This is a genomic window from Lutibacter flavus (assembly GCF_900188355.1).
In the GTDB taxonomy this organism is placed as follows: domain Bacteria; phylum Bacteroidota; class Bacteroidia; order Flavobacteriales; family Flavobacteriaceae; genus Lutibacter; species Lutibacter flavus.
Map to the genome: position 1 here is coordinate 130,535 of NZ_FZNX01000004.1, position 12,163 is coordinate 142,697.

General features: G+C 31.7%; 12 protein-coding genes. 4 read left to right on the forward strand and 8 right to left on the reverse strand.

What is annotated here, in order from left to right; genetic code table 11:
* Position 1 precedes the first annotated feature (1 nt).
* From hypD to CHB63_RS11840, 6 genes are all read right to left on the reverse strand, one after another.
* On the reverse strand, positions 2 to 1,093 hold the full coding sequence (gene hypD, locus CHB63_RS11815; protein WP_089378686.1) for a hydrogenase formation protein HypD: 1,092 nt from the start codon (positions 1,091 to 1,093) through the stop codon (positions 2 to 4).
* Positions 1,090 to 3,345 carry a carbamoyltransferase HypF gene (gene hypF / locus CHB63_RS11820; protein WP_089378687.1) on the reverse strand — a complete coding sequence of 752 codons (2,256 nt, stop codon included), beginning with the start codon at positions 3,343 to 3,345 and terminating at the stop codon, positions 1,090 to 1,092. Before hypF ends, hypD begins: the two co-directional genes overlap by 4 nt.
* A 31-nt stretch (positions 3,346 to 3,376) precedes the next feature.
* Positions 3,377 to 3,910, reverse strand: coding sequence for a hydrogenase maturation protease (locus CHB63_RS11825; RefSeq protein WP_089378688.1), 534 nt, complete (start codon positions 3,908 to 3,910; stop codon positions 3,377 to 3,379).
* A gap of 71 nt (positions 3,911 to 3,981) precedes the next feature.
* Positions 3,982 to 4,710: a Ni/Fe-hydrogenase, b-type cytochrome subunit gene (cybH, locus tag CHB63_RS11830; RefSeq protein ID WP_089378689.1), complete on the reverse strand. Its 729-nt coding sequence runs from the start codon at positions 4,708 to 4,710 to the stop codon at positions 3,982 to 3,984.
* Between the two features lie 10 nt (positions 4,711 to 4,720).
* Positions 4,721 to 6,457 (reverse strand): nickel-dependent hydrogenase large subunit, encoded by a 1,737-nt coding sequence (locus CHB63_RS11835; RefSeq protein ID WP_089378690.1) that lies wholly within the window; start codon positions 6,455 to 6,457, stop codon positions 4,721 to 4,723.
* 11 nt (positions 6,458 to 6,468) lie between these two features.
* Positions 6,469 to 7,593 carry a hydrogenase small subunit gene (locus tag CHB63_RS11840; protein ID WP_089378691.1) on the reverse strand — a complete coding sequence of 375 codons (1,125 nt, stop codon included), beginning with the start codon at positions 7,591 to 7,593 and terminating at the stop codon, positions 6,469 to 6,471.
* Between the two features lie 207 nt (positions 7,594 to 7,800).
* Here CHB63_RS11840 and CHB63_RS11845 point away from each other — a divergent pair, with 207 nt between their 5' ends.
* The 3 genes from CHB63_RS11845 to CHB63_RS11855 are packed head-to-tail and all read left to right on the forward strand — an operon-like array spanning position 7,801 to position 9,310.
* Positions 7,801 to 8,166, forward strand: a complete 366-nt coding sequence (locus tag CHB63_RS11845; RefSeq protein WP_089378692.1) for a hydrogenase maturation nickel metallochaperone HypA/HybF — start codon at positions 7,801 to 7,803, stop codon at positions 8,164 to 8,166.
* 10 nt (positions 8,167 to 8,176) lie between these two features.
* Positions 8,177 to 9,010, forward strand: a complete 834-nt coding sequence (hypB, locus tag CHB63_RS11850) for a hydrogenase nickel incorporation protein HypB (RefSeq protein WP_089378693.1) — start codon at positions 8,177 to 8,179, stop codon at positions 9,008 to 9,010.
* A gap of 45 nt (positions 9,011 to 9,055) precedes the next feature.
* Complete coding sequence (locus tag CHB63_RS11855) at positions 9,056 to 9,310, forward strand: HypC/HybG/HupF family hydrogenase formation chaperone (protein ID WP_089378694.1); 255 nt, start codon at positions 9,056 to 9,058, stop codon at positions 9,308 to 9,310.
* 50 nt (positions 9,311 to 9,360) lie between these two features.
* Here CHB63_RS11855 and CHB63_RS11860 read toward each other — a convergent pair whose 3' ends face one another.
* Together CHB63_RS11860 and gpmI are read right to left on the reverse strand one after the other, a co-directional pair.
* Positions 9,361 to 9,933 carry a thioredoxin family protein gene (locus tag CHB63_RS11860; protein WP_089378695.1) on the reverse strand — a complete coding sequence of 191 codons (573 nt, stop codon included), beginning with the start codon at positions 9,931 to 9,933 and terminating at the stop codon, positions 9,361 to 9,363.
* Between the two features lie 30 nt (positions 9,934 to 9,963).
* Positions 9,964 to 11,481, reverse strand: a complete 1,518-nt coding sequence (gpmI, locus tag CHB63_RS11865) for a 2,3-bisphosphoglycerate-independent phosphoglycerate mutase (protein ID WP_089378696.1) — start codon at positions 11,479 to 11,481, stop codon at positions 9,964 to 9,966.
* Positions 11,482 to 11,748: 267 nt separating this feature from the next.
* On the opposite strand from gpmI, the gene CHB63_RS11870 reads away from it, so the two are divergent.
* Complete coding sequence (locus CHB63_RS11870; RefSeq protein WP_089378697.1) at positions 11,749 to 12,162, forward strand: ankyrin repeat domain-containing protein; 414 nt, start codon at positions 11,749 to 11,751, stop codon at positions 12,160 to 12,162.
* Position 12,163 lies beyond the last annotated feature (1 nt).

The window sequence follows — 12,163 nt, forward strand, 5'->3', positions numbered from 1 at the left end:
TTTAGTCGATTAAATTAGTTGAAAAATGATAATATGCAGCACAAGCACCTTCCGAAGAAACCATTGGGGCTCCTAACGGATTTGATGGTTTACATGTTTTTCCAAATTGATCACATTGATTTGGTTTTTTAATTCCTCTTAGAATTTCACCTGCAATACAGTTTGGATTTTCAGGTACTTTTATTGTACTGATATTAAACTTTTCTTCAGCATCGTATTTTCTATAAGCTTCTTTTATAACATATCCACTATTTGGAATTTCGCCAATTCCACGCCATTCTCTATTTCCAATTTCAAAGATTTTATTAATAACATCAATGGCAGCTATATTGCCTTCTTCTTTTACAATACGTGAATATTGATTGGCTAATTCATACTTTCCTTCCTCTAATTGTTTTACTGCAATATAAATCCCCTGCACCAAATCTAAAGGTTCAAAACCGGTAACAACTATTGGAATTTTATATTTTGAAACCAGTGGATAATATTCTTTTGTTCCCATAATTGCACATACATGACCGGCACCTAAAAAAGCATTTATAGTGCAGAATTTGTCATCTAAAATGGCTTCCATTGCTGGTGGAACCAGTACATGAGAAGCTAAAATGGAATAGTTAGTAATCCCTTCTTTTTCAGCATGTAAAACAGACAATGCATTTGCTGGAGCTGTAGTTTCAAATCCCACCGCAAAAAACACGACTTCTTTGTCTGGATTCTTTTTTGCAATTGAAATAGCTTCAATAGGTGAATACAAAATCCGTAAATCACCACCCAAAGCTTTGGTTTCTAATAAACTTTTTTTACTTCCTGGAACACGTATCATATCGCCAAATGAGCACACAATAACACCTTGTTCCAATAATTCAATGGCTTTATCAATTAAATTTAAGGGTGTAACACAAACCGGACAACCAGGGCCGTGAATCATTCTAACTTTTTCAGGGAGTAATTCTAAAATTCCGTTTTTTACTAAACTATGAGTTTGTCCACCACAAATCTCCATAATATTCCATTCACGAGTAGTTATTTTGTGAATTTCATCCAAGACCTTTTTAGTTTCTTCTAAATTTCTATACTCACTTAAATATTTCATTTGTTGATGTTTAAATAATACATTAATTGTCCGAAGGAACTGTTTTCATCATTAGGTGATAAATCTTTATGAAAGTACAATTTTATTTCTTTTGGAGCTAATTCTAATAACATGTCAACCAAAGTTGTATTTTGAAAAACGCCACCGCTTAGCGCTATTTTAGTAAAGCCTTTTACTTTTGAAAAGTTTAAAATATGAGTAGCCAAAGAGAATAAAAAGTTGGTTATAATTTGTTCTCTTGAAGTGCCATTTTCAACATCTTTATAGATGTTTTTTATAATCTCTTTTGCTGAAAATCCTAATGAAGTTAATTGGCTATAAGATTTACAGGTTCTTAAATCGTAATTTGAAATTGAGTTCTCCAATAAAATTGCAGCTTCGCCTTCATAAGTATTAAAGTCTGTAATATTTAATATGGAAGCAACTGCATCAAATAATCGACCTACAGATGAAGTTTTTAATTTATTTTGACTTTTTAAATAACCATAATTTTTTAATTCGTTTGAGGTGAATTTTTGCTCCAAAATTGATTTCATTTCTTCGGAAGCCAAAGATAATAGAGATAAACGAGGTTCTTTAGACATTTTGTCTCCTAACAACCAATCAAAGTTTTCAACTTGACCAATTCGCTCTATTTTATTGTTTTGATAACTAAAAAACTCTCCTCCCCAAATGTTTTCATCATCTCCAAAACCTGTTCCGTCAAAAATAACACCCAGTACTTTTTCATTAAATAAATTATGTTCTCCTAAAACAGCCGTAAAATGTGCTTTGTGATGTTGAATTTCAAGTAATTTTGAATTCGTTTTTTTTGCTAATTCTTTTCCAAATTGCGTGCTTTGATACATTGGATGTTTATCAACTAAAATAATTTCTGGCTGTTGTTCAAAAAGTTGAATAAAGTTTTCTGTTGTTTCTGTAAATCGATTGTAAACATCAAAATTATCGAGGTTTCCTAAATACTGACTTATATATAAATTGGAGTTTGGATAAAAAGCAATGGTGCTTTTTAAATGTGCACCCATTGCCAAAATTTTTTCTTCAGAATTTATTGAAGCTTCTAAATAATTTGGAGCATATCCAAGTGAGCGTCGAAACAATACTTTCTGCTGAAATTTAGTGCTAAATTTAACAACAGAATCATCCTGTGGATGTTCAATTTTTAAATTATGTTGTAAAAAATAATCAGCAACTTGTTGCAATTTTTCAAGTGCATCTCCATTTGTGCTAATAATTGGAGAACCATGAATATTTCCACTGGTTGCAACGATAGGAAAATTTAATTCATTAGCCAGTAATTGCAATATCCCTGTATAAGGCAACATAATTCCAAGTTGATTTAAATTTGGTGCAACTTGTTGCAGAGCTAGTTTTCCTTTGTAGTTTTCTAATGAAACTATATTAATTGGTCGTTCGGCTGAAGCTAATGACTTTAGTTGTTTATCATTTAAAATTACTTCTTTTTGAAGAAATTTTAATGATGGATATAACACAGCAAAAGGTTTATTTGGTCGATGTTTTTTATTCCGTAATTTTTGAACAATTTTTGGGTTTTCGGCATTACAGCAAAGTAAATAACCACTTGTGTTTTTAATTCCAATTATATTTCCTTCGGAAAGTAATGCAGCTATTTTTTTAAATAAATTAGATTGCTCAATTTTTATAGTTTCACCTAAATTATTAATCAATTTCAGTTGAATTCCACAAGTTGAACATGTGTTAGTTTGGGAATGAAATCGTCTATTTATCGGTGAATTATATTCTTTTTTGCATTTGGCACACATTGGAAATTCATCTATACTTGTGTTGCTTCTTTCAAAAGGAAAAGTTTGCGTAATTGCCCAACGAGGACCGCAATTTACACAAGTTGTAAAGGCGTAATTATATCGTCTGTTTTCAGGGTTTTCAATATCATTTTTACAATCTTTACAAATGGCAAAATCAGGAGTTAATGGTAAATTTAATTGTCCATTTTTTGTTGAAGGAATAATTCTAAAATCTTCAAATATTAAATTTTCTGTTTCTATTATTGATTTGGTTTTTATTTTTGAAATTGGCGGTGGAAACTCGGTTAATTTTTTATAAAATGCAGAAATATTTTGTGGATTTCCACTTGTAAAAATTAGGACACCATCTTCATTGTTTGAAACGGTTCCTTTTAAATTAAATTTAAGGGCTAAGTTATATACATACGGACGAAATCCTACACCCTGAACTTGACCAGAAAAGGAAATTTTGTAGGATTTTATCATTCAATTTATAGGATTAAAATACGCTATAAATTTACGATTTTTTTAGGTGAAGTTCTTTAGAATGATTTAAAATATTTGTAATTAATTTAGGGATGGACTCCTTTACTTTTTGGTTTAATTCAAGGGTCATAGGCGCTATTTCTTCAATAGATACTGTAAATAAGTGAATATCTGGTACTTTTTCCATTAAATAAACTGCTTCAATCATATCTTTTAATCCAACATCATGCACACTCAATGCTGAAGGGAAATCGGAAGCAAATTTTGGACGAATTAATGAAATTGTTCCAGCAGGTTTCCCATCCATTGTAGCATCTATAAAAATAACTGTTGAATAAGCTTCAAAGCAATTTAATAATAAAAACCCACCTGTTCCACCGTCTAAAATATCAACATATTCAGGTAATTTATGCTTTGCCATTTCTTGAATAACCTGAACACCAATTCCTTCATCGCCCATCAAATAATTTCCAACGCCCATAACTAATATACTGCTGGATTTGTCCTTTTCAAAAAAGTATGAATCGCTACAAATGGCAACGGGTGTTCTTTCTTTTATATTCATTTTTAAAGTTTTAATAATAAATTTATTCAACTAAAAAGTAGGTGAATGAATTTACTTTAATCCATATCTAATTATTTTTCTTCTATTTTCTTATCATGAAATTTAGATGATTTTTTCAAACGAGTTTCGCTTACAAATTTATAACCTCCAAACATTGAAGAAACCTCTCCACGACCTTCTAACCAATCATGATAAAAAACCAAATAAACATGTACTAAACTAAATAGGATAAATATCCAAGTTGAAATGTGATGAATTGTTCTTGTTACAAAATCACTGCCCAATAATGGGCTTACCCAATTAAAAAGTTTTGGAAGCCACCAACCTGATGTGTCAGCATAAAGCGCAAAACCTGTAAAAACTTGAATGAGTGCCACTAAAAATAGTACTAAATAGGATAATGAAGCAACACTATTATGCCCAATACTTATATTTTTCACATCTGGATGGTCTTCATTTAATAGCATAACATCAATTTTCATCACATGCCAAAAATTGTTCCACATTTTTTTACTGAAAGGCCAAAATGCTCTCCAATTGGCATATTTATTTCCTACAAACGACCAATATATTCTTAAAATCATATTAAAAAAGAAAATATAGGCAGCACCAAAATGAATAAATCTCACAATTCCAAAAGAATGTAAATTTGTTGCTTCGGCGCTTGACTGTAAGGCTGGCGGATTGGCGATTATAAACCCTGTAACTGCTAGAATAATAATTGTAATAACATTTACCCAATGAAAAAACCGAACTGGTAATTCCCAAACCATCACTCGTTTAAAATTTTTAGTTTCCATAATTTAAATTTTAACTGTCACAACTAGCAATATTCTGAACCTGAGAAATATGTTTTCCATGTTCATCATATAAATGAACTGCACACGCAAGACAAGGATCGAATGAGTGTATGGTTCTAATAATTTCTAATGGTAATTCCGGGTCTGCAACAGGTGTTCCAATTAGTGCTGCTTCATATGCTGACCTTTGTCCCTTAGGATCGCGTGGTGAAGCATTCCAGGTAGAAGGAACTACCAGTTGATAATTTTCTGTTTTCTCATCTTTTATTTTAATCCAATGTGCTAATGCCCCTCTTGGTGCTTCGCAAAACCCTACACCTTTCGCTTCTTTTGGCCATGATGATGGTTCCCAACTATCTGTGTTTGCCATGCGTTCATCTCCATTTTTAATATTATTCATTAGCGTGTCGAAGAATTCTAATGTCCAATTAGCAACTAATTGTGTTTCAATTCCACGAGCGGCAGTTCTACCTAATGTAGAGAACAATGCATCCACAGGAACATTTAGATGAGACAATGCACCATTTACGGCATCTTTAATTTCTTCATTTTCTCTTCCATAACCAACCAATAAACGTGCAAGCGGACCTACTTCCATAGGTTTTCCTTTCCAACGAGGTGTTTTTATAAAGCTATATGCTTCCTCAACATTTAAATGATCGTAAGGTGGTTTAGGACCTGTGTATTTAATGTTTGTTTCTCCATCCCAAGGATGTCTTCCTTTGTCTTTTCCTTCAGCATAATTGTTGTACCAAGAATTATTTACAAATTCTTCTATTTCATCGGTACTTCTATGATCCACATCATGTACTTTAGATAAATCCCTATCTAAAATAACTCCTTGTTGAAATTTAAAACTTGATAAATCGGCATATCCATTTGTAGGGAAATCTCCATAAGACATGTAATTTCCAAATCCTTTACCTATGCCTCCCCAATCTTTATAAAATGAAGCAATAGCTAATAAATCTGGGATATAAACTTTATCAATAAATTCTTTTCCCTCTTTTAATAATTTTTGAACATGCATCAAACGTTCTGCATTTAAACCTCCTGCTCCATCTGAGTTTATTGCACAAGCCATACCACCAACCAAATAGTTAGGGTGTGGATTTTTACCACCAAATATGGTATGAACCTTTACGATTTCTTTTTGCCATTCTAAAGCTTCTAAATAATGAGCCACAGCTAATAGGTTAACTTCTGCAGGTAATTTCATTTGAGAGTGTCCCCAATAACCGTTTGCAAAAATTCCTAATTGACCGCTTTCAACAAATTTTTGCACTCTTTTTTGTACATCTGAAAAATAACCTGGTGAACTTTTTGGCCAACTGGATATGCTTTGTGCAATTTCAGAAGTTTTTTTTGGATCTGCCTTTAAAGCATTCACAATATCAACCCAATCCAATGCATGCAAATGATAAAAATGTACTGCATGGTCATGCATATATAAAGCGCCCTCCATAATATTACGAACCATTTCAGCATTTGGAGGCACAGCTATTCCTAAAGCGTCTTCAACAGCTCTAACCGATGTTAGCGCGTGTACTGTAGTGCAAACACCGCAAGTGCGCTGTACGAAAGCCCAAACATCTCTTGGGTCTCTTCCTTTAACAATACTTTCAATACCTCTAACCATTGTGCTAGAGCTAAAAGCATCTACAATTATGCCATCTTTAATTTCTGCTTCTATTCTTAAATGACCCTCAATTCGTGTAATTGGGTCTACTACTATTCTATTTGCCATTATTATACGTTTTAAGAATCAATATTTTTTTCATTTTTTTTCCCTCTTTTTATTCTGTCCATGAGCTCTGTTCTTTTAGAAATATTTGCAGCAACAGCGTGAACAGCTAACCCACCTGCTAATACTCCTGCAGCAACTTTACCAACAGTATCAGCATTGCTTTCTACTGCAAAACCAGGTACACTTGTTGTTCTTTCATAGAAAGGTCCTTTGTCCCAGAACTCTTCTTCACTACAACCAATACATCCATGGCCTGATTGAATTGGAAAGCTTACTCCATTATTCCATTTCATACTTGCGCAAGCGTTGTAAGTCATAGGTCCTTTACAACCAAGTTTATACAAACAATATCCTTTTTTTGAATTTTCATCATCAAAAGTTTCTGCGAATAAGCCTGCATCATAATAAGGACGTCTGTAACAAGTATCATGAACTCTTTTACCATAAAAAGCTTTTGGTCTTCCTAAACGATCCAATTTTGGTAAGCGTCCAAACGCAACTACGTGCATGATTACACCTGCCATAACTTCGCCAATTGGAGGACAACCAGGTACTCTAATAATTGGTTTGTTTTTTACTAATTTATGTATTGGTGTTGCTTCAGTAGGGTTTGGTTTTGCGGCCTGTACACATCCGTTTGAAGCGCAACTTCCCCAGGCTATTATAGCTTTAGCTCCTTCTGCAGCTTCTAAAAATGTCTCTTTTGCTGATTTACCAGCAATGCAACAGTAATTTCCATCATCGCCTAAAGGTATAGACCCTTCAACACAAAGAATGTATTCACCATGATATTTTTTCATGGTTTCAGCTTTTGCAGCTTCCGCTTGATGCCCAGATGCAGCCATTAAGGTTAAAGAATAATCTAATGATATTCGGTCTAAAATAATATCAGCTACAATTGGGTGATTCGATCTAATAAAAGATTCACTGCAACAAGTGCATTCCTGATAATGTTCCCAGATAACTGGTAGTCGAGGAGTGTTTTCTAAAGATTGAGCAATTTGTCCAACCATTGTAGATTCTAAGCCCATAAAAGCAGCCATATATGTAGAAAATTTCATAAAATCTCTACGGCTATAACCTTGTTTTATGATACTTTCATAGTAGGTATTTCGTTTTTCATTATTGATAGACATAGGTTAAGTTTTAAGTGAAAAAGAGATTCATTTATCTTTTTTAAAAAAAGAACTAATCTAATTTACAATAAATAATGAGTTATACAACATAACACCTTAATTTAGAACGTTTTAAAATAAGACCTTATAATCTTAAATGGTAACAATTGTTACAATCCATATTTAGTGATTTTTATCATACCTATTCTTTTTAGATATTTTGTAACTTTGAAAGTAGATAAATTAAAAGGTATGCATGAGTTATCCATTGCATTAGGCATTGTTAAAATTGCTGAAGATGAAACAGCTAAAGTTAATGCTGAGAAGGTTACAAAAATTGAACTTGAAATAGGTGTTTTGTCAGGTATTGAAATAGATTCGCTAAATTTTGTTTGGAAATCTGCAGTACAAGATAGTGTTCTTGAAAAGGCTGAAAAAGAAATTATAATTATTGAAGGACGCGGGAAATGTATAGATTGCGATACTGAGTTTGATATGGAAAATATTTACGATTGTTGTCCCAATTGCAACAGTAATTTTAAAGGTATTTTAAAAGGAAAAGAATTAAAAGTTAAAGCATTAGAAGTAATTTAAATTTAAAAATATGTGTGGAACTTGCGGATGTGGAACCGATGGAAACGGTCCAATAATTTTAAAACCTGGAGAACATAAACATATGCATTCTCATAACGAACATCATCATCATGATGGTCATTCACATTCACATCATGATCATTCACATGAACACAAGCATAAGGTGTTAGAAATTGAACAAGATATTTTGCAGAACAATCAAGTATTGGCAGCAAGAAATCGTGGTTATTTTGAAGCTAAAAATATTTTTGCTTTAAATTTGGTGAGTTCTCCCGGATCTGGAAAAACATCTCTTTTAGAGCGTACGTTGGCAGATTTAAAGGATGAAATCCCTTTTTATGTAATTGAAGGTGATCAGCAAACATTAAATGATGCCAATAGAATTGATGCGCTCGATATACCAGTAATTCAAATAAATACAGGAAAAGGGTGTCATTTAGAAAGTGATATGGTTTATGATGCAGTTAAAAAATTAGAGATGCAAAACGATTCTATATTAATGATAGAAAATGTTGGAAATCTAGTTTGTCCTTCCATGTTTGATTTAGGAGAAAGTAAACGTGTTGTAATAATAAGTACAACAGAAGGTGAAGATAAACCAATTAAATATCCTGATATGTTTCATACTTCTGATATTTGTATTATCAATAAAATAGATTTATTGCCATACGTAAATATTGATGTGAACAAACTTAAAAATTATGCATTGCAGGTAAATCCTAATTTACAATTTTTTGAAGTTTCAGCAACCACTGGAGATGGAATGGAAGCTTGGTATAAATGGTTAAAAAGCAAAAAGCAAAAAGCAAAAAGTCTAAAGCCACATATAAAATTCAAAAGGTAAAAAATCACACAATTAAACAGTTCAACAAATTAACAATAAGCAATTATGTGTTTATCAATTCCAGGAAAATTAATAGCAATAACTTCTCAATTAGATGAAACCTTTAGAGTAGGAAAAGTATCCTTTGACGGAATTATAAAAGAGGTAAGTCTAACATTAGTTCCTGAAGCTAACATTGGAGATTATGTTTTAGTGCACGTTGGCGCTGCAATTTCTACAATAGATGAAGATGAAGCTAAAAAAACATTTGATCTTTTAAAACAGTTAGGCGAACTCAACGAATTAGAGGATAATAAATAAAAAAAGAGGTAATTTAAATCACCTCTTTTTTATATTATAGTTTTAATAACTTAATCTTCGTATGAGTGTTTGTAAGGTTCGCCACTTACTATTTTCAAAATATCTTCCTCTACAGATTCTCTTGGATATTCTACAAACCTTCCAATTTCTTTTCCTTCTTTATAAAAAATAAAAGTAGGAACTCTTATAATATTGAAGCTTTCCTGTAAATTGTCTGGTGTTGTTTTACTTCTATCTACCGTAACTAATTCTAAATTGCTGTAATTAAAATCTGTATTATCAAGTATTTTATAAAAAGCAGGAGTTTGTTCTTGACTATCACCACACCAGGTTCCCATAAATGCCTTTATAGTAACTTCTTTTAACAGCGGTTTTAATTTATCAATTACGTCTTCATTTAATGAATAATACTCGTAATTTGGATTAAACCACTCGTTATATGGTTCCTGAAGAAAACTCTCTTTAGTTGCAATACCAATTAAATTTCCAGATGCATCTTTTACAGCTGTTGCTACAACTTTTACGGGAGTTACATCTTCTTTAACAGGAGTTGATACAATCTTTTTTGAAGTTGAACAACTAACAGTTGCAAGTACTACAAGAAAAAAAAATAGTTTTTTCATAAATAATGAGTTACAAGTAAAAATACAAAATTAAATTAATGAATGACGCGTCATTGCTGCTGGTTGTTCAACTCCCATTAATTTTAGAATTGTTGGAGCAACATCACCTAAAACACCATCATCAATTTTTTTCAATTCTTTGTCAACTAAAATTAAAGGAACAGGACTTGTTGTATGTGATGTATGTGGTGACCCATCAGGGTTCATCATAATTTCACAGTTTCCGTGATCTGCAATAATTAAAGTTGTATAGTCATTTTCATTTGCTACTGACACCACATCTTTCACACATTCATCAACAGCTTCACACGCTTTAATTGCTGCTTCCATAACACCCGTATGTCCAACCATATCACCGTTTGCAAAGTTCAGACAAACAAAATCAACATCGCCTTTTTTTAATTCAGGAATAATAGCATCACGAATTTCAAAAGCGCTCATTTCTGGTTTTAAATCATATGTTGCAACTTTTGGCGATGGACATAATAAACGTTTTTCTCCTTCAAACTCTTTTTCTCTTCCTCCAGAAAAGAAAAAAGTTACGTGAGGATACTTTTCAGTTTCGGCAATTCTAATTTGTTTTTTATGTGCTTTTTCCAATACTTCACCTAAAGTATCTTCTAAATTATCTGTATTGTAAATAACGTTTATACCTTTAAAAGCTTTGTTGTAATTTGTAATGGTTACATAATACAAAGGCATCGTTTTCATTCCAAACTCAGGGTAGTTTTTTTGAGTTAAAACTTCAGTAAGTTCACGACCTCTATCAGTTCTATAATTAAAGAAAATTACTACATCATCGGGTTGTATTTCTCCTTTAGGAGTTCCATCTGCATTTGTTAAGATAACTGGTTTTATAAATTCATCAGTCACATCATTTGCATAACTTTTTTCAATACTTTCAATGGCGTTGGTAGATTTCTCACCAGTTGAATTTACCAAAGCATCATAAGCTATTTTTACACGTTCCCAACGTTTATCACGATCCATTGCAAAATAACGACCAGTAATTGTAGCCAATTCACCAGTAGTTTTTGCCATATGTTCTTGAATGTCGTTTATAAAGAATTTACCAGATTTTGGATCACAATCTCTTCCATCTGTAAATGCATGTAAAAACACGTTTTTAGCATCGTTTTCTGCTGCAACATCTAATAAACCTTTTAAATGATTTATGTGTGAGTGAATTCCACCATTAGAAACCAAGCCTAATAAATGAATATTTTTATTGTTTTCTTTAGCATAAGAAAGAGCATCTAACAATACTTTTTCTTTACCTAAAGTTTTGTCTTTTACAGCCATATTTATTCTAACTAAGTTTTGGTAAACAATTCTACCAGCACCTAAATTCATATGTCCAACTTCACTATTCCCCATCTGACCTTCAGGTAAACCAACATGTTCCCCATCAGTTCTTAAACTTGCATTTGCATATTTGTTATATAAACTATCAATATAAGATGTATTTGCATTAAAAACTGCAGAAACTTTAGGGTCTTGAGTAATTCCCCAACCATCTAATATCATTAAAATCACTTTCTTATTCATTCTATATTCTTTTTAATTTTTGATTGTCAAATATACGAAGTATTCACCGTAAGAGTCTTATAATTAGCTCTTAAATTAGTGCTAAAATTACTAAAACGATTGCGGAATTTTTAATTTTTGAAATTTGATTATGTTATTTACATCAATAATTGGTCTATCTAAATCAAAGTGAAGTTAAGAACTTGTTAATTATCAATTTCCCATATAACAATTTGTTGTTTAAGGAGTCTTTATAGAAAACATTATTAACTTAAAACCTTTATTATCATGAAAAAAATATTTTTATCTATTGCCTTATTGACAGTTGCTTTTGCTTCAGCAGAAAACTTTAGAGTACAAAATGAGAATTATTCTTTAAATTATATAATGAATGTTAATTCATTTTGTAAACTCATTCAAATGGGAGATTATGAAACAGTAAAGACATTGATTGCAGATGGTGTTGATATAAATGAAAAATCTGCTGGGTTAACTCCATTAATGTTTGCTGCAAGACATAATAAAGTGAAAATAGCAAAATTATTAATTGCTAATGGTGCAAAACTAAATACAAAATCAGATAGAAAAGGATTTACAGCTTTAAAATGGGCTGAAATATCTAACGCTAAAGAAGCATATGTTGTAATTGAAAATGCTCTTATGGAAAAGAAAGCAAAGAAGAAGCAAAGAAGATTTTCTTAAT